Origin of the sequence: Endozoicomonas numazuensis, assembly GCF_000722635.1 — a bacterium.
Lineage (GTDB): Bacteria > Pseudomonadota > Gammaproteobacteria > Pseudomonadales > Endozoicomonadaceae > Endozoicomonas_A > Endozoicomonas_A numazuensis.
This window is the reverse complement of record NZ_JOKH01000010.1, coordinates 141,122-159,625: the sequence shown is the minus strand read 5'-3', so window position 1 is coordinate 159,625 and position 18,504 is coordinate 141,122. Positions and strand designations below refer to the sequence as shown.

The following is an 18,504-nucleotide window of genomic DNA, read 5'->3' as shown; positions in this document are numbered from 1 at the left end:
TTCTTATTGATATTCCTTAACGGAGGTCAGTTAACAGCCGTCTGCTCACTTTCTTCTGAGAGCAGAAAATTCAGCGGATTTTCATGCACTTTACCCCGCCCGCCGGTCGCAAGATCCAGACCTTGCCCAATAAATCTCAAATAGCGCTCATTGATATCATCTTCAGAGGTATCTGCCGCTGCCAGACAAATGGCACCCGTCACTGCATGAGCAAAAAGATAGGGAGGAGGAGGCACAGGAAAACTGTCACTTTCATTAACTGACCCGGTACTCCAATAAGCTGCCATCGCTGCCCAGCTATCCGGTGTTTTATGTTTTGCCTTCTCTGCCAGTTTATAAGCCTGCAAACGATATTCATCTGCGGGCTGTTTCACCCAGGCTTCAGTGACAGAGAGTGTTTGCTGCCGGAGGCTTTCAGTTTCTGGTGTATGGGTATAGCGAGTGGCCAGACAAGCCCACCAGACGGCTTCCCGTTTTGGCAATCCGTGGGCTATAAATCGGACACAATCAAGATACTGATTTTCTTCAAGCAGCTTCTGTATAAAAGAGACTGGCTGAATACCGGGGGTCAATAAGGATTCAATGTCTTCATCCAGCTCATAACGTCCGGTGACTTCTGCTGCTGTTTCTGCGCTGATCTTAACCAGGTGTTTCATACAACCAGTGTCCTCCATGAGATGTCCGGGAGATAACATCTATTTTATTCAAGCTAAAGGTCGCTTGATAAATGCAATGTCTGCTCCTGACGGCTCAGTTAATTTTGACCAGAGAGCCCTTGATATTTAACAGTGCACTTGCCTTGATATCCATCATGGCACCTGCTTCTACCTTGGTATTGGCTGAAGACTTGGAATTAATCATGGTGCCTTTGAGCGTGATACCGTTGGGATCAATAGTGATTGACGATGAACCAACCTTCAGAGTTATTTTGGTTTTGGATTCAATCGTAATATCACTTTTTGCTGTCGTTGTCTGGGTACCACCAATATCCTTGGTTTCATTACCATTTTTAACAGTGACGCTGCGATTTTCAGTCACTGTAACATCCTGATGCCGCTCTATGGTCTCGACGTTATCGTTGTGCACGACCACATTCCAGTCCTTACCGGCTTCAAAATAAATCTCTTCACTGCCTTTCTTGTCATCCAGACGCAGCTCATTAAATTTACTGCCTTCAAACTGACTTTTAAAACCACTTTGTGTTTTGGAATAACCCGGACCAATGTTGTCACTGTTATAGAGTGCGCCGGTCACAATAGGACGGTCAGGATTACCACTCAAATACTCTACGACTACTTCTTGACCAACCCTGGGCACAAAGCTGGCTCCCCAGTTATTACCGGCATAGGACTGCACCACTCTTAGCCAACAACTGTTTTCGTTACTCTTCCAGGGAAACTGAACCTTAATCTGAGTATATTTATCCGTGCTTCCCTGCTCTCCTGCCGCTTTAACATCCAGGACTTTAGCAACATCAGGACTACTGACTACTCTACGAAAAGCATCAGAATCCGGTGGCGTATAAACAGAATCGGGAACACAGGTAAACGCATTGGAATAACTGGCTGACTGGCCATTACCATCAGCAGCCGTATGGGTGACGGATGTCACCAGGTACTTACCCGATTCTGAGTCAATAGTGTGATCAATTTCGAAAATACCCCCAGCAAAAAGCTCCGGGCATGCACTGCTGCCTTTGGCCCAGTCGGACAGACCTTCCTGTGCCAGCATAGTATTTCGAACTTTCTGCTTGCCGTTGGATTCTGTTAATTTATCTGTATGGTCTTCCTGCTTCTCATAATGAAACCGCCCATAATATTCTTTAAGTGGTTGCACACCTTTCAACGCCTTATTGGTGGTCTTTTCTGTGGTGGTTTTCTTGAGCCATTCTGAAGCCGAGAACGGCAGGTAATCCCTGAACTCTACTTGGGCAGTATGGTAACCATAGTTTCTTGTCCAGCTACTGATGCTGTTTTCCAAAGGGTTGCTCCCCCCTTCGGAATAGGTAATGGCCTTGGCCAAGGCTGTGGGGTAGGACCCCGCCTTGTCTACCAGACAAAAAGTATGCTGACCATCGGCTTGCTCAAAAAAGTAACTAACGCCCTCCTCAGCCAGCAATCGGCTGACAAACTCAAAGTCACTCTCTTCATACTGGACACAATAGCGCCGCTTCAAATAAGTGCCCGTGGTACTATTCTTCATTTGCACCGCACTGTAGCCTTTCAGAACATCGGCAATAATGTCTGAAAAGCTCATATTCTCATAAATTCGGTTCTGCCCACCCAGGGTGGTAAACCAAAGCCCCGGGACAAGATGAGCTTCATAGTGTCGTTTGTTACCGTCATAGGTATCAAGCGCTGAAAAGTGGCTAATGTGACCATGAAAAAATCGGTCTGCATCCGATGCGCCACATCGCAGAGCCAAGGTAACAGGCTTTCCCAAAATATTATCCGCCGTAATATTCAGATCTTCCGATATAAGCGTCAGAGTAAAATCGTACAGTCGAGACAAGCTTTCCTTTCCATCAAAAGCCTGAACTATAAAGACATCTTTGCCTAAGGGGGTATTGATCGTGACAAGGCGATTTTTCTGGGACAATGAAGACATTGACTAAACATCCATGATGACTTTCGTTATTCTTATCCAGCTTTATAGAGCCTGAGACCTTCATAATACCCCTTATCTTGAGGAAAACAAAACTTATGAAGCGTATTTAAGGAGAGCTGGTAATGCTTCATGTCTCTGGAATCGTTTGCTCAAAGAGGTTAATATCGCATCATCAAAAAGGCGACAGTAGTCTATGAATTAATCTGTCTTAGCCAGGGAATACAAGGAGTAAGGCGTGTCTGGACGGAACCTTTCATCGGAATTGCCTGAACAATCTCTATACAACCAGAATAAAGATCGTTTCATACTGACCACAAAGCGTACTCATCCGCGTTATGAACGTCTTCAATTTCAGTCAAGCAGACAAGCCTGGAGCTTTCTGTCCGACCTTGCAAATAATCAGTATTCAGAACTGGAACAGTCCCTTAAGGGTCACCTGATTCTCAAATCCATTCATTATAGAGATCCTTTACATCTAATCAGGGAGGCCTTAGTCAATGGCGACCTCAGGGTGTATGTAGCTCACAGAAATCAGACACAAAATCTTAAAAAGATCGAAGCACTTTATGACCGGATCAAACAGAAACTTCAGCAGATTATAGCCAGCGAAAAGGCTGAAGCTGCTGTCGCCGACCAGCAATACCAAGCCATGACGGCGTCAGAAAAAAAACCGCTCATGCCAGTAGCTTTGGTAAAGGACTTAAAGAAGGTGGCCTTTCCTTTCTGACCTGGCTAAAAGATGTTGCCGAAGTGACATCGCCACACCTTCGTTTGTGGCGGCGCATTAAAGCCTTTCACGAGACCCCCTTCGAAGGTTCGGTCCATGAATGGCTTGCAGAGGCCAACCAGACTTATCATGAAGGTGAATACCGAGAGCTGATCGAGGCCTTGGGCTTTGACCCTCGAAAGGTGGAGACTGATCAGTTCAGGGAAGCCTGGGAACTCACCCAGATCATCTGGGACGATAAACAATGCCAGACACTTCTAACCCAGTTCGCCAAAGACTACTTTCGTGCCCAGCACCCTTTGGAGGCCAGTGAGCTTGCCGGAACTGCTGCCTTTGAGATTCTACTGACAATAGTACTGACTTTCGCAACAGCCGGTGCCGGAGTCGCTGTACAAATGGCCAGCAAGGGACGACTGATCCGGCAGATGAAACAGCTGGGTGAACGGTTTAAAGAACTAGCTAAACTCAAGACAGATGTGGATCGATACACGCCAAAAACGACGATACACAGTCGTTCATCGGGGAATATGGTTGAGGATCTTCCGGTTGATGATAGGCCTGCTGTTAGGGCTTCGCCTCCGCCTAAAGGAATAAGGCAAACTGATCAGAAAGTAACAAGCGATCAGCTTCCTGAAAATATTACCCCAAACTTTACAATGAACGCTAACGATGGGCCAGCAATTCCCGCTCAGACAGAAAGTCCTTTATTTTAAAGGGCTGTAGAGGTTTTTTAACATTAGAGTTCGCAGACTTTTTTTCTTCAGACTTGTGCATAATTTATGCAAACTTTGAAGATGCCCGGTTTTCAAGGGCTATAGAATCCTCATTAATTAGCTTGAAAAACATACAATTAAATTGAGCGGGAATTGCTGACGATGGGCCCCAGTTACCACAATTAAGCACGTATAACGAAAGGATAAATCAGACACCAGTTGCAGGCACTTGGTCTGGGCAGCGAGGTGAATCTCTCTTCTATTCGAATAAACCTGAGGTAACAGACTATATCAATGAGGGAATCAAATATAAAAATGGTTACCCAGATTTATCTCCAATTACGATTCATGAAGTTAGAGTTGGAAAGATATCTTCGGATAGGAAAGCTAACTTTAAAATGGCAGATGAAGCATTAGCCCAACAACTGGGAGTATCTCGAAAGGAAGTCACTCAGATGAGAAAAAGCCAGGACTTGACTTTCCATGAAGTAGAGGATATGAGAACTATGCAGCTTATGCCTTCAAAGCCTCATAGCAAGCTAGGTCATTTAGGAGGAGTTGGTGAAGCTAAAAGACTGGAAGCCTTACAATAGTTACTTAGATCAGGTCAAGAAAATGATAGAAATTGATGACAATGTATTTGGCAGAATAGTATACGACCTCTACTGGAAGAGATCGTATACGCTTTCTTTCCTTAATAAAGATCGAGACATCACATTAGTTATCGATGGGGATGAAGATGGAGATTTTGAGGATAGCCAGTATAAAGCTTTTCAGAACTTTGAAGCGATAAAGACTTCCTTGATACCTGATGTAGAAGACAACCTGTTTAAGTATTATTTAGCTAATATTAGTGAAAATAGAGACAAGTTTGGAATACAGTCAGATAAAATGGCCCCACTTATTTTCAACAAAGAGGGGCTAGATACCTTACTAGATCTAAAACAAGTAGTTGTTATAGAGTCGTTTGATTCTAACGACCTGAACATCGGGCTTGTATTCGATGCAAAGTGGGAACCAGAGCTTGGTATTGGCGTTAAATTAATTAATGGCAAATTAGTAGAAATAGGTTACCAGGACATTGTTTTGTAGTAACAGAACTTAGCCGCACCTTCGTTTGTGGCGGCGCATTAAAGCCTTTCACGAGACCCCCTTCAAAGGTTCGGTCAATGAATGGCCATCAGAGGCCAACCAGACTTATCATGAAGGTGAATACCGAGAGCTGATCGAGGCCTTGGGCTTTGACCCTCGAAAGGTGGAGACTGATCAGTTCAGGAAAGCCTGGGAACTCACCCAGATCATCTGGGACGATAAACAATGCCAGACACTTCTAACCCAGTTCGCCAAAGACTACTTTCGTGCCCAGCACCCTTTGGAGGCCAGTGAGCTTGCCGGAACTGCTGCCTTTGAGATTCTTTAGCATCAAAAAAAACGCGCAGGGCCATACAGCCCTGCACGTTTCTGATTCCTATGCCACCTTTCTTGATTAGGGTGACTGTCATAAAGACTACAGGAATTATAAAGGCTCAGCAGTGGTCAGATCGTAGCCCACTTTGAGGTTCTTCTTGTTCTTGTGAGTCTTGTCAGCATGGCTCAGATCAGCAACGATCTTGGCAAAGCTCAGAGAGATGGTTTCAGTTGGAGCACCACCGGCTGATGCACCGATGCTGTATGAAGAAACCATGCAGTCTTCCAGTGTATAACTGGCATACTTTTGTACGGTGTTAGTACCGGTTTGAACGATATCAATCTGTACAGTAGTACCTTCGGAACCCGTTACAGACTCCTTGAACAATCCGCCAGAGGCAGCATCAAGCAATTTGGTCACGGACACTTCACTCAGTGATGGACGACCAGCCTCACGGTTAGACATGGCACCGGCTTCCATCGTGATGCTTCGGCCAACACCAAAGGAGAAGGAGTCGACTTCAATCCAGTCTTCGTAACCTTTTGCAGTAACGTTACCTGCAGGTTTCTTACTGTTGAAGTTCATGTAGATAGCCATCGATGAAATCCTCTTTCATTGTTGTTGTAAAATGCCTTAAGTGCATTCTTGGCTGAGAACGTAGCCAACAAAGAATTCCTCTGGAGTTTCTTGTTAACCCTGAGGGCGCTTCATAACAGCTGAGGGCTTCGTTGTTGTCTGACTGCATTAAAACAAAACAAAATTCTGCTGCAAAGCCAAAATTTCATTTTTAAATTCCACTCTGACACTATTTAATTTTTTTGATAACGTTCTGAGAAACCTTACCTTATTCCCCACTCCAGCAGCCATAATGCTGTCTGGGAAGATTTCACATCCAGTGAGATATGTCCTCTGCTTTTGACTCTGACACCAATTTTTTTGTACTGATCGATATTCTGGATTAAGTCTGACCTTTGTATTAATTTTGTTCACAACTCAGCTGCTCAAGATATTGTGTTGTTACCTGGGCCAGCTCCCAAAAAATCAAGCAATCGAGCAAAGGGAGAACAAATCATGGCCTTTAGAATACAGGCGGCCAACGGAATATCAGGCAAAGACGCACTGGATGCCTTTTCCAAAGCCTGCAAGTTTCTTGAGAAATCGAATCTTGCCAAGGAGATCATCAGTGACCTGAGGGATCACAACAAAATCATAACCATTAAGGTTGGCCCGGGCCTCGTTGATAAATATCGACATCCTACGCAACCCACCGACTCAGCTTTTGTCGGCACTGTAGAGTGGGATCCAGGCTATGCGCTGAACGTGGTAGATAAAGTCAAAAAGCGCCCCCAACAATCATGGGTGCCCAACAAGAAAGAAAGCAAACCTTTCTGGGCCTGTTGCGGAACTCGTGCCCCTATTGATCATTATGGGACTATTCCTCCAGAGGTATGCCTGATGCATGAATTGGGTCATGTCCTTCAATATCTGTCTAACCCGGATGAATTCAGGGGGCTGTTCAGAAAGCCTGATGGCATGGAAAATGTTTTAGGCAAGATGGAAGTTGAGGACATCAATACAGCGGCGGTAGAGCAGCCTGTCATTCTTGAGTTAAGGGCAGCCGGAGTTAATATGGGTATCCGTTGGGATTATTACCATACAGCGGACTAAGCCGTCACAAGAGAAAGCACAACGAGTGACATTGATAGCTGAGAAAGAAGTCTTTAAACATTCAAAACAAGAGCTCTTGTATCAAGAGCTCTCTTCTTCCAGCTCAGCTTTTTTCTTTCTAGGGCGCCCTCGCTTCAAGGGTCTAACTCTGTGATTTGCGACTTTTTCAATTTTTTCCTTGAAAGCATCACCACCTAGCACCTGACCCATATTGACGGTCTCTGCAACATAATTCAGCAGCCTTCGGTCAAAACGATATCTGAAAGATTCACTGTAAGCATTACACCGTTCTTCACGGTTTTCGCCTTGCTGAAGATACAGCCGATGATCTTGAATCAAACTGCAAACCTCATTACCACAATGATGATGGTAACTTGACCATCGATACTCACTCAGCTCATCGACTAAGCCTAAATGTAATGGCCTTAATTCAAGGTATCGATAACAGGTTAATAAAAAGTTTTCTGAATCGATCAGACTGGATTTGAAGCGACCTTCCCAAAGGGTTCCAGAACGCTTATAACGATGATTAACGTACTGCACATACCGCCGGCCCAAAGACTGCATCATCGACGACACACCTTTGTCTATTCTGGGTGTCGCTATGATTTGGATAGCATTGGGCAACAGCACATAAGCATGCACTTCAACCTGATATTGATCAGATGCAGCTCTCAAACTTTTTAGATAAAACTCATAATCTTCGTCATCAAAAAAACAGGGGAGTCGATTGTGTCCTTTCTGAACAATATGCTGGGGAATGCCAACAAGATTAATGCGCGCTTGTCTCGGCATACTTTAAAATCCTTTATTACGGCATAATAAGGCCAGATAGCTCTGCACCTAAAAGTTCCCTTACTGATAAAAGCCCTGTACAGCTATCGCCAGCCTAGAATCATAATTTTGATCCTTAGATCCGCACTTAAACAAGCCATAACCTAGCTTCCGTTATTTTTTACTTGTTTTTTGTCATCACCAATAAAGACACTCATTATTGTGTCCTTAAAGAAAACACTGAAATCAGTGATTAGGCCAGTGACATAAACTGACCTTGATGATAAGCAAAATATCGCCCCCTGCGCAACGTCAAGACAAGAGTAGCTAAACAATTTTTTCACATTGTCCATCTTTAAAAGAACACCTACTCCACCTGCAGGGAGTAATGAGATATGACACAGGACTCCTTACAACCCACTGCAATAATTTCAGTGACTGAGTTCACAAATTAAAGCTTCTTGGAAGCAAGCCCTCATAAAAATCGCTAGCATCGCGCCTTTCGACTTCAGGATTGCAATGATGAATGGATTCTTCAACTCTCTATCCTCCCCGCTGATTCTGGGCCATCGTGGAGCCCCGACTCATTTTCAGGAAAACACCCTCGCAGGCTTCAGAATGGCGAAAGAGCTTGGCGCTCATGGGGTTGAACTGGATGTCTACATGACAAGGGATGAGAAGATTGTCGTCTTTCATGATGAAGACACAGAGCGCCTGACGGGTGAAAAAAACCTTATCACCCAGATGACATGGGATGAGGTGTCCAGACTTAATATTCAAAAGTCCGTTGACCGCGGTGATGGCACCTCTGCCAAGTACCTCAGAGAGCATAAGATCACATTGCTTGAAGAAGTTATCTGGGAACTACCGGACGACTTTCTTATTAATATAGAAATGAAAGCATACGCTCCTGACTGGAGTCGAAGGCATACCGGCACTCATATTGCTGAAATTATAAAGAAAACCGGCTCCCAGGACCGAGTAATCGTCACCTCTTTTGACTTTTTCATGCTGGACTACCTTGAGAAGGCCTGCCCTGAAATACACAGTGGGTTCGCCTACGACGGCAGCATGCTGGGTGGATTAGGTGAATGGTTAAACCGTTTCAGCCACTTGACTGAGATGCAAAGTAATCATTCTGAACGAACAGCTTCCGATAACTTTCTAAACATGCTCCTCAAGCACAACCTGGTGGGGCAGTTCGTGCAATCTTCGGTGGTAGACGCTGAATACAAACTACTGGACTCTGACACTGTTACAGCGTTTCATGACCGGAACATGCTGGTTGGAGCATACACACTGTTCCCGGAAGACAAACGCTATTCAGGAACTGGGGAATCTCAACATGAACTGGAAGCTTTACGCCTGGTCGAAGCCGGTGTTGACTGGATCGAATGTGATGATATAGCAAGGTTACTGGAAATTATCTAGCATGCGGGACATAATGATCACCTGCCGGACAATTACTTTAATAATGTCGTATAGATCAATCCTGAATGGACAAACAGGGCTAGTTCCAGAGTATTATCTCTTCAGTTTCAGTAATGAAGGATGATTTTCGACAAAGCAGGATGGATACTTTTTTACAGGCACCATGATGACCGCAGTCAAGCCAGGGATAGTCACCTCTTTTCTTTTCTGTATCTTTCTTTCTCTTTTTATAGAAGGAGCAACAGCTAACGGCTCTATAAAAGCCGTGAAAGCTGACCGTAGTCTGGAGTTTATAGACCTGACACCTTATCTGGAATTATTTCGAACCAAGGATAAGAACCTGGATGTCCACACTTTAGTGGACAACCCCCTGATTCGATTTAGCCCCGTTACTGAGAAATACATCAACCTTGCCTACAGCAATGATCGTATCTGGTTAAAATTCAATGTAAGAAATGAAAGCAACAAAACCATCGACTTGTTTGTTGAGTCTGGCTTTTCTCGGCTGGACTTTGTCTCACTGCACTTTAAAAACGATAACGATAAATGGCAGACACTATCGAGCGGTGACCGATTCCCCTTTGAGCAGCGCCCACTGGACACCCAGCAACTGCTTTTTCCGATTACCGTCCCAGCTCATTCGTTGCAAACCTATTATATTGACATACAGAGTTCCAGCTCTCTTCATATTCCTCTGTACCTGACCAGCGCTCAAACCCTGATTGAGATTTCAGAACAAAGATACTGGGCAGACGGGCTGTTTTACGGAATTTGCCTGATGGCTATTCTCGTGGGTATTTCTGCCACATTAATTTTTAAGCAGCGGCTGTTTCTGTATTATTTCTTGCAGGTCGCCAGCGTTACACTGGCCATTATGTCTCTGGATGGCAGTGGCTTTTCGCTCTGGCCCAATGCCCTGGAATTCCAAGAGATCTCTGTGGTGGTTTTTCAATGCCTGGCCGGGATCTTTATTACCCTTTTCGCTCGCTCCTATCTACACCTGAAGAAGGCCTTTCCAAAAGCAGACCTGGTGAACCGCCTGTTCATTGGTTATGCCATTTTTGCTTTAATTTCCTCCCCGTGGCTTCCTTATGTGATCGCTTCATTTTCAATCATTGTCGTCGAATCCATAATGGTTGTATGGATACTGGCCCAGGCAATAACCCGAGCCTTTCAAAAGTACAAACCTGCTTATATCTTCATCGCTGCCTGGACACTTTTTGTTTCAGCCATTCTTTTTGTCACTGTTGCAAACCTCGGGATCTCTCATAACTACTCCAGCTCAACCTACGGCCTCAAAATTGCCTTTGCTGCTCAGTGCATCATACTGTTAATGGGCATGGCATATCGTCTCCACCTTTATAACAAGCAGCAGGAACGAATCAGACAAGCAGCTCTGGTAGCCAGAACCGAAATCAAAGCCAAGAATGAATTACTGGCAAAAGTCAGCCATGAAATCAGAACCCCTCTGAATGGCATAATGGGTGTCGTTGACCTGCTTTCAGAGACCGGGCTCAACAAGTCTCAACTCGATCATATCGCCACTATCCAGTACTCCGGCAATGCTCTTCTACAGATCTTGAACGACATACTGGACCACTCAAAAATTCGATCAGGCAAACTGCACATTGAACACATGGAGTACTCTCCAAGAGAAGTTGCCACTAAAGTCATCGAGATCTTTACGCCACTTGCCAATCAGAAGCACCTTGAATTTATTGATTTCTTTGATGAGCGCGTGCCAGATAAAGCATGGGGAGATCCATCGAGATTAAGGCAGGTACTCATCAACCTGATCAGTAATGCCATAAAATTCACCCACTCTGGCACCGTTCAGCTGAGAGTCAGGTTCAATACGGATATAAATCACACGCAACGACAAACTCTGCAGTTTGAGATCGAAGACACCGGGCCGGGAATAGCGGGAGAAATAGAAAATAAACTCTTTGAGTCGTTTACCCAAGGTGCCCCATCTGTATCCAGAGAACACGGAGGTTCTGGACTAGGCTTGAGCATTTCAAGACAACTCATCGAGCTTATGGGAGGGGAAATAGGATTCAAGAGCCTTAAAACAGGCAGCCTGTTCTGGTTCAGCCTGCCGGTTCAGAAACAGTCATAGCTGAATATCACCCGATACATGCTTTACCTGAAGAAGCTCGAATAGCCTGTCAGTCTCTTGTGCAAGGTGACGATCTCTGGCAAGCACACCAGAACCCTCCTCAGATTCATGAGTACCCCAGGCAACAGTTACCCTACCCCATTCTATAACCATTCTTGGATGGTGCACATAGGATTCTGCAAGACCTGCCACTGCATTGAGAAAACAGAGTGACTTAGAATATTTTTTGAACGAAAAGGACTTTTCAAGGTGATCAATACCTTCATACTGACACAGTGTCCAGCTACTCATAGATTATCCTCTTGACGGTTTATAGCTCGACTAAAAGCATCTCGACGATGTTATAGGAGCTTATTCAGATAACTCCAAAAGGATAAATGAATTTCAGGTGATGATCGAATTTCCTATAACCAGAATGTATAAAACTGGAAAAATAACTATCAGAATCAGCAAGGGCCATACAGTATATATCTGTTCAAGACATAACTGCCTGATGGCGTGAGCCACATATCCATACGCTGCACAGCCTGCTGCAACTATCAAGAGCCTTTTTATCAGCTCTCTTCACTTCCTTCTTGCTCAGCCTTTTCAGCTTGAAGCTGCTCCAACTCCTGCTTGCTGGCACCAAGCTGCTGAGTCAATTGCTTCTGCTTGGTTTTCAGAGTACCGTTTTCTGTGGTCAGAGTACGGTTCTGTTCCTGCAGTCGCTTGATCTGTTTTTTCATACGATCAGGATTGCTTGCACGCAGCGTTTTAAGCTCGTTATCAGCGCTCTTGACCTGCTTATTCAGCTTTTCAGCCTTCTGTTCAGCAGCTTCAAGACGTGACTTCAGCTGAGTCACTTCTTTGTCATGCTGATCAGTGATTTCTAAGAGAGCTTGCAGGCGCTGTTGCTCAATGATATCCAGTTCTTCATTTTTAAAGAAACGGCCTCCCGCGCTCAGGGTACCCATATTAATTACCTACCTCCGGAAAGAGTTTGAAATGACAATAGGAAACAGCCCTTGCCAGCGCAGGGCATCCACATATAAACGATGGGATCTTTGATATTTGAGATGAATTGTTCTTCATTCAATGGCTGGCAAAAGCAGACTGACTGTAGACGGAGGCAATTTTATTACACTTGCCTCCCATAGGAAAGCGCAATTTACACAATTTTTTGCAATGTTGCCACTTTATTTACTCATAATGACTTCGTTACAGGTCAATCAGGCTTCGGGGATGGCCTCCAGCGTTTTCACCAGGTAGTTCCAGAAATTCTCAACGGCCGGAATATGGACCTTTTCATCGGGAGAATGAGGGAACTGAATAGTGGGACCAAACGAAATCATATCCCAGTTCGGGTAAGCACTCCCCAACAATCCACATTCGAGACCGGCATGAATCACTTTGATCTCGGGCTTATACCCAAACAGCTGCTCATGGATATCCACCATAGTCTTCAAAATAACGGACTCTGTATTGGGCTTCCAACCAGGATACGCGCCCTGCTTTTTCACCTCAGCACCGATCAATCGATAGAGACCGGCAATGCTTTCAGCATGCTCTTCACGAGCACTGTCAATCAAACTCCGCACCATATTTTCGACAGCAATTTCACCGTCCTTTATTTTAATGACCGCCAGGTTGTTAGATGTCTCCACCACGCCATCTACACTCAGGCTCATTCGATGAACACCATTAGGAGACACATGTAAAGTATCCAACCACTGGCTTTGCCCTGCACGGCTCATAGCCTTATGAGCAGGCTCTGACTCCTTCAAAACAAGACTCAGATTTGGTTCAACTTCGGCCAGCTCTGCACAAAAGATCCCCAGGTACTCATCTACAACACGGACAACTTCGGCCTGATGCTCGGAGGGAATAGCTATTCTGGCAAAGGCTTCTCTGGGAATAGCATTTCTCAGGGTACCACCTGAATATTCCACCAGACGAACATCCATAGCAGATAACGCCTTGAGCAACCTGATCATCAGTTTGTTGGCATTACCCCGCTGCAGCTTGATATCAACCCCTGAATGCCCACCTTTTAATCCTTTCAGAGAAAGCTGAAAACTGTTGTAGCCCTCTTCCAGAAGCTCTTCTTCATAACGGTGCGAAACAGAAACATCGACACCTCCAGCACAACCTACGTAGAGCTCCCCCTCATCTTCAGAATCCATATTGAGCATAATCTCACCCTGAAGTATGCCTGACTTCAGTCCGTGAGCACCTGTCATGCCACTCTCTTCATCTATGGTAAAGAGTGCCTCAAGGGGCCCATGAGGAATGTCGGTAGACTCAAGCACAGCCATAGCTGCAACCACACCGATACCATTATCCGCTCCGAGCGTGGTTCCCTCAGCCGTAACCCAATCACCATCGACATAAGCCTTGATAGGGTCTTTAGTAAAATCATGGTCTGTATCAGCATTTTTTTGAGGTACCATATCCAGATGACTCTGAAATACAACACCACGACGGTTTTCCATACCGGGCGTAGCGGGCTTGCGGATAATCAGATTTCCAACTTCATCCACCATCGTCTCAAGACCAAGGTTTTCACCAAAGTCCTTTACATACTCTCTAACTGCATCTTCATACTTGGAGGGGCGGGGAATCTTGCAAAGTGCCTGAAAGTGTCGCCAAATGGGCTGAGGGGATAATTCAACAAGCTGGGTCACAGCTATCTCCTGTTGATGAGGGGGTAGGAGTCTATCAAAATAGTCTCTCAGAGAACGAACGCCCAGTAGTGAATACACCAATCAGAATCCGAGTTTACCGTATTCATCAACAGCTTGACCGAAACCCTATTCTATTTTTTAACCAGACTGTTCAGATGATGCGCAAAACCATTCCCCTGCTTGACCCTGACAAACCTGAATTCCCAACCGCCCATGAGGCCTTGGAGTATCCAGATGGACTACTGGCCATGGGTGGCAACCTAAGACCTGAAACGCTATTCAGCGCTTATCAGAGTGGTATTTTTCCATGGTTCAATGAAGGCGAGCCTATTCTTTGGTGGTCACCCAACCCACGAATGGTTCTTTATCCTGATGAACTACACATCAGCCGATCCATGAATCGCTTCTTGAAAAAGCACACTTACCGAGTCAGTTTCGATGAAGCGTTCAGCGAAGTTGTGGAAGCCTGCTCCTCACCTCGAAGTAAGCAGGAGGGCACCTGGATAATCGACGAAATGAAGAGCGCTTACTCAGAACTGTTTAAGCTGGGACTGGCCCATTCCGTTGAAGTCTGGTCAGATGACCGATTAATGGGCGGACTATACGGCGTAGCAATAGACAAAATTTTCTTTGGGGAGTCGATGTTCAGCTTTGCGACAAACACCTCCAAGCTCGCTATGATTCACCTGTGCAAAGAACTACTGAGCCGTAATTTCCACCTGGTTGACTGCCAGATACACAGTCCACACCTTGAGTCTCTGGGAGCGAAAATGATCAGCCGGGATGCATTTCTAAAGGCACTAAAAGACGGTTGCCGAATGCCTTCAACCAGTGCACACTGGAATTTAACAGGGCAATGGACGGCCGGACCCGATGAGCGCACTTAAAGATCTCAAATTCTATGCAACTCAGCCTCACAACTGTAGCTATCTTGAGGACAAACAAGCCATTACGCTGTTTATGGATCCTGACAAAGATCTTGACCCCGCCCTCTATCGACACTTGGCAGACATAGGTTTTAGACGCAGCGGTCGCCATATCTATAGGCCTCATTGCCAGGGATGTAACGCCTGCATTCCTGCAAGAGTCGTCGTTAACCTGTTTGAACCAAAACGCAATCACAGAAAACTATTCCGGAAAAACCAGGACATTGTAGTGACCCGCTCGGAAGCGGAATACGACGATGAAACCTACCAGCTTTATAAAAAGTACATATCTACACAACATCGTGATGGCGACATGTACCCTCCATCCATGGAGCAGTTTCAATCTTTCCTGGTAGGCAGCCCTGAGTTTTGCTGCTATTACAAGTTCTGGCTGGATGAAAAGCTGGTAGCCGTGGCTGTCACCGACGAACTGGCTAACGGACTTTCTGCGATCTATACCTTTTATGACCCAGAAGTCAGCCAGACCCGAAGCCTTGGAAGTTACTGTATACTCTGGCAGATTGAAGAGACCAAAAAGCTTGGACTTAAGTACCTTCACTTGGGCTACTGGATCAAGGATTGTAAAAAAATGAGTTATAAGATCCAATATCGTCCACTGGAAGTTTACGTAAACAATCACTGGGTTACGTTGAAATAAACCATCCCAACGATACATCTGTGCACCCTGACAGAGAGGCTATAGCTGCTCTACAACCTCTTTTTAAATAGCGTTATCATTTATTCTGATTTTACGACAGGATAGAAATATCGCTGGAAACAGTGACAGAGAATGATTTTCAATCGATAACTACGGTTCACTTTGCTTTAAATCTGGTTTTCAGGCAGAATGCCTGCCAGATTTATTCAGCTAACGCTCTATTCCTGAGGTCAAACTTTATATGGCGAAAGAAGAAAGTCTTGAAATGGAAGGTGTTGTCATTGACACCCTGCCAAACACCATGTTCCGTGTAGAACTGGAAAACGGCCACGTTGTGACCGCTCATATTTCAGGCAAAATGCGTAAAAACTACATTCGTATTCTGACAGGTGACAAGGTCAAAGTTGAACTGACTCCATATGACCTGACCAAAGGCCGCATCACCTACCGTTCCCGCTGACAGGGGCCTAACGCCCCTGTCCCTCCTGGCACCTTCAGCCTTGCTCACCATCCACCGCTTCGAGATCTGAAGCCCGGCTTTTAGCAGGTTCGAATTTCAGGAACAGCTCCCCTTTCTTGACCGTCACGCGAACAAAACCTCCGTTCTCAGACAACTTGCCAAAAAGGATCTGTTCCGCCAGGGGCTTTTTGAGATGCTCCTGGATAATCCGCCCCATGGGACGAGCACCCATTGCACGATCATAGCCTTTCTCAGCCAACCACTCCCGCGCCTTGTCATCGACATCAATTTGAACCTTTCTCTCATCCAGCTGCGCCTGCAGCTCAGTAAGAAACTTGTCAACAACATGCTTGATAGTATCTTCTGTCAACGAGTCGAACGGAATAATAGAGTCCAGACGGTTTCTGAATTCCGGAGTAAAGGTTTTCTTGATAGCTTCCATACCATCTGTCGTATGATCCTGCTCAGTAAAACCAATCGAACTGCGTGTCATGGTTGCTGCCCCGGCATTTGTTGTCATAATCAAAATGACATTACGGAAATCAGCTTTACGACCATTATTGTCAGTCAAGGTGCCATGATCCATCACCTGCAAAAGCAGGTTGAATACATCTGGATGGCCTTTTTCGATTTCATCCAACAGCAGAACACAGTGAGGCGTTTTGTTAATTGCCTCAGTTAATAGACCACCCTGGTCGTATCCTACATAACCCGGAGGTGCACCAATCAGTCTTGAGACAGTATGAGCTTCCATATACTCAGACATATCAAAGCGAACCAGCTCAATACCCATAGACTTGGCAAGCTGACGACAAACTTCAGTCTTACCAACCCCCGTAGGTCCTGAGAATAAGAAAGCGCCTACGGGCTTATCTGGCGCTTTCAAACCGGCACGTGACAATTTGATAGCTGTTGATAGTGAGACAATCGCAGGGTCCTGACCAAACACTACCATTTTCAGGTTTCTTTCAAGCTTGGAGAGGAGCTCTTTATCAGAAGAGGAAACAGACTTAGGCGGAATCCGTGCAATCTTGGCAACAATGCTTTCAACATCACCGACTTCAATCGTCTTTTTACGCTCATCTTCAGGCAGCAGTCGCTGATATGCACCGGCCTCATCAATAACGTCAATGGCCTTATCAGGCATATGACGGTCATTGATATAACGGTTAGCTAATTCTGCAGCCGCTTTCAAGGCGTCATCAAGATACTCAATGCTATGATGCTCCTCAAACCGACTTTTCAGACCACGCAGTATATCCACCGTATCGTCAACACTGGGTTCGCCAATATCAACTTTCTGGAAACGTCGAGCCAGAGCCCGATCCTTTTCAAATATACCCCGGAACTCCTGGAAGGTTGTCGATCCTATGCAGCGAAGATCTCCAGAAGTGAGCAGAGGCTTCAGCAAGTTAGAAGCATCCATGACACCACCTGACGCCGCTCCGGCACCAATAATGGTATGAATTTCGTCGATAAACAGAATGGCATGATCAAGCTTCTTCAGCTCACTTAACAGTTTCTTGAAGCGCTTTTCAAAGTCACCGCGATATTTGGTGCCGGCTAACAACGAACCCAGATCAAGAGAATAAACAACCGCTTTGGAAAGTACCTCAGGTACTTCTCCGTCAACAATTCTTTTTGCCAGACCTTCAGCAACGGCTGTTTTACCAACACCTGCTTCGCCCACCAATAACGGGTTATTCTTGCGGCGACGCGTCAGGATTTGAGAAACTCTCTCAACCTCTTCCTCTCGACCCACCAGGGGATCAATTTTACCGATACGCGCTTGTTCATTCAGATTTGTAGCATAATTTTTAAGCGGATCTTTTCCAGCAGCGTCGGAGTCAGTGGTTTCCTCCATAAGCTCACCGCCCAACTCTTCCAACTCATTGCCCGGCATTTTTGAGATACCATGGGCGATATAATTGACGACATCAATTCGGGCGACATCCTGCTGTTTCAAAAAATAAACAGCCTGGCTTTCCTGTTCACTGAAAATAGCCACCAGAACATTAGCACCGGTTACTTCTTTCTTGCCCGAACTTTGTACATGGAAAACAGCACGTTGCAGAACTCTTTGAAAGCCGAGTGTCGGCTGCGTTTCTCGCTCTGTATCGTTGGCAGGTATTAAAGGTGTTGTTGAATCAACAAATTCAACCAACTCCTTACGTAGCTTTTCAGTTTCAACTCCACAAGCTGCCAACACTCTGGAAGCGGATTCATTATCAAGCAGTGCCAGTAGCAGATGTTCCACGGTCATGAATTCATGCCGCTTGCTTCTGGCATCACGGAAAGCACTGTTAAGCGTAAGTTCGAGGTCTTTATTGAGCATATAATATTACCCTGA

19 protein-coding genes are annotated in these 18,504 nt (G+C 45.4%); 11 read left to right on the top strand and 8 right to left on the bottom strand.

Features of this window, described 5'->3' with window-relative positions; all coding sequences use genetic code 11:
• Positions 1-26 precede the first annotated feature (26 nt).
• Both GZ78_RS25700 and GZ78_RS25695 read right to left on the bottom strand, forming a co-directional pair.
• Positions 27-656 carry a DUF6931 family protein gene (locus GZ78_RS25700; protein ID WP_051786556.1) on the bottom strand — a complete coding sequence of 210 codons (630 nt, stop codon included), beginning with the start codon at positions 654-656 and terminating at the stop codon, positions 27-29.
• Between the two features lie 94 nt (positions 657-750).
• Positions 751-2,607, bottom strand: a complete 1,857-nt coding sequence (locus GZ78_RS25695; protein ID WP_034842795.1) for a type VI secretion system Vgr family protein — start codon at positions 2,605-2,607, stop codon at positions 751-753.
• Between the two features lie 235 nt (positions 2,608-2,842).
• Between GZ78_RS25695 and GZ78_RS25690 the strand changes: the two genes are divergently transcribed.
• From GZ78_RS25690 to GZ78_RS25670, 5 genes are all read left to right on the top strand, one after another.
• Positions 2,843-3,334, top strand: a complete 492-nt coding sequence (locus GZ78_RS25690; RefSeq protein ID WP_152558958.1) for a hypothetical protein — start codon at positions 2,843-2,845, stop codon at positions 3,332-3,334.
• A gap of 23 nt (positions 3,335-3,357) precedes the next feature.
• Positions 3,358-4,047 carry a hypothetical protein gene (locus GZ78_RS25685; protein WP_152558957.1) on the top strand — a complete coding sequence of 230 codons (690 nt, stop codon included), beginning with the start codon at positions 3,358-3,360 and terminating at the stop codon, positions 4,045-4,047.
• A 152-nt stretch (positions 4,048-4,199) separates the two neighbouring features.
• Complete coding sequence (locus tag GZ78_RS31100; RefSeq protein WP_081870049.1) at positions 4,200-4,640, top strand: HNH endonuclease; 441 nt, start codon at positions 4,200-4,202, stop codon at positions 4,638-4,640.
• Positions 4,609-5,139, top strand: coding sequence for a DUF6985 domain-containing protein (locus tag GZ78_RS25675; protein WP_152558956.1), 531 nt, complete (start codon positions 4,609-4,611; stop codon positions 5,137-5,139). Before GZ78_RS31100 ends, GZ78_RS25675 begins: the two co-directional genes overlap by 32 nt.
• A 25-nt stretch (positions 5,140-5,164) precedes the next feature.
• Positions 5,165-5,467 (top strand): hypothetical protein, encoded by a 303-nt coding sequence (locus GZ78_RS25670; protein WP_034842786.1) that lies wholly within the window; start codon positions 5,165-5,167, stop codon positions 5,465-5,467.
• A 96-nt stretch (positions 5,468-5,563) separates the two neighbouring features.
• On the opposite strand, the gene GZ78_RS25665 is transcribed toward GZ78_RS25670, so the two are convergent.
• A complete protein-coding gene (locus tag GZ78_RS25665; protein WP_034842783.1) occupies positions 5,564-6,052 on the bottom strand; it encodes an Hcp family type VI secretion system effector in 489 nt (162 codons plus the stop codon).
• 474 nt (positions 6,053-6,526) lie between these two features.
• Between GZ78_RS25665 and GZ78_RS25660 the strand changes: the two genes are divergently transcribed.
• The gene (locus tag GZ78_RS25660; protein ID WP_152558955.1) at positions 6,527-7,123 is read left to right on the top strand and encodes a hypothetical protein; all 597 of its coding nucleotides are present in this window, start codon (positions 6,527-6,529) and stop codon (positions 7,121-7,123) included.
• A gap of 81 nt (positions 7,124-7,204) precedes the next feature.
• Here the strand turns inward: GZ78_RS25660 and GZ78_RS25655 are convergent, their stop codons facing one another.
• A complete protein-coding gene (locus GZ78_RS25655) occupies positions 7,205-7,918 on the bottom strand; it encodes a transposase (RefSeq protein WP_034842777.1) in 714 nt (237 codons plus the stop codon).
• Positions 7,919-8,416: 498 nt separating this feature from the next.
• Here GZ78_RS25655 and GZ78_RS25645 point away from each other — a divergent pair, with 498 nt between their 5' ends.
• Both GZ78_RS25645 and GZ78_RS25640 read left to right on the top strand, forming a co-directional pair.
• The gene (locus tag GZ78_RS25645) at positions 8,417-9,328 is read left to right on the top strand and encodes a glycerophosphodiester phosphodiesterase (RefSeq protein WP_081870048.1); all 912 of its coding nucleotides are present in this window, start codon (positions 8,417-8,419) and stop codon (positions 9,326-9,328) included.
• Between the two features lie 163 nt (positions 9,329-9,491).
• Complete coding sequence (locus GZ78_RS25640; RefSeq protein WP_081870047.1) at positions 9,492-11,447, top strand: hybrid sensor histidine kinase/response regulator; 1,956 nt, start codon at positions 9,492-9,494, stop codon at positions 11,445-11,447.
• Here the strand turns inward: GZ78_RS25640 and GZ78_RS25635 are convergent.
• The 3 genes from GZ78_RS25635 to GZ78_RS25625 all read right to left on the bottom strand — a co-directional run bounded on the left by GZ78_RS25635 (position 11,442) and on the right by GZ78_RS25625 (position 14,110).
• Positions 11,442-11,738: a 4a-hydroxytetrahydrobiopterin dehydratase gene (locus tag GZ78_RS25635; protein ID WP_051786555.1), complete on the bottom strand. Its 297-nt coding sequence runs from the start codon at positions 11,736-11,738 to the stop codon at positions 11,442-11,444. The two genes, GZ78_RS25640 and GZ78_RS25635, sit on opposite strands and share 6 nt — an antisense overlap.
• Positions 11,739-12,001: 263 nt before the next feature.
• Positions 12,002-12,400, bottom strand: a complete 399-nt coding sequence (locus tag GZ78_RS25630) for a hypothetical protein (protein ID WP_034842768.1) — start codon at positions 12,398-12,400, stop codon at positions 12,002-12,004.
• A gap of 255 nt (positions 12,401-12,655) precedes the next feature.
• Complete coding sequence (locus tag GZ78_RS25625) at positions 12,656-14,110, bottom strand: aminoacyl-histidine dipeptidase (RefSeq protein ID WP_034842765.1); 1,455 nt, start codon at positions 14,108-14,110, stop codon at positions 12,656-12,658.
• A 68-nt stretch (positions 14,111-14,178) separates the two neighbouring features.
• Between GZ78_RS25625 and aat the strand changes: the two genes are divergently transcribed.
• The 3 genes from aat to infA all read left to right on the top strand — a co-directional run bounded on the left by aat (position 14,179) and on the right by infA (position 16,154).
• The gene (gene aat, locus GZ78_RS25620) at positions 14,179-14,997 is read left to right on the top strand and encodes a leucyl/phenylalanyl-tRNA--protein transferase (RefSeq protein WP_236631696.1); all 819 of its coding nucleotides are present in this window, start codon (positions 14,179-14,181) and stop codon (positions 14,995-14,997) included.
• The gene (locus GZ78_RS25615; protein WP_034842762.1) at positions 14,984-15,694 is read left to right on the top strand and encodes an arginyltransferase; all 711 of its coding nucleotides are present in this window, start codon (positions 14,984-14,986) and stop codon (positions 15,692-15,694) included. The genes aat and GZ78_RS25615 overlap by 14 nt, the downstream gene beginning before the upstream one ends.
• 241 nt (positions 15,695-15,935) lie before the next feature.
• Positions 15,936-16,154: a translation initiation factor IF-1 gene (gene infA / locus GZ78_RS25610; RefSeq protein WP_034842760.1), complete on the top strand. Its 219-nt coding sequence runs from the start codon at positions 15,936-15,938 to the stop codon at positions 16,152-16,154.
• 34 nt (positions 16,155-16,188) lie between these two features.
• Here the strand turns inward: infA and clpA are convergent, their stop codons facing one another.
• Positions 16,189-18,489 (bottom strand): ATP-dependent Clp protease ATP-binding subunit ClpA, encoded by a 2,301-nt coding sequence (clpA, locus tag GZ78_RS25605; RefSeq protein WP_034842757.1) that lies wholly within the window; start codon positions 18,487-18,489, stop codon positions 16,189-16,191.
• Positions 18,490-18,504 lie beyond the last annotated feature (15 nt).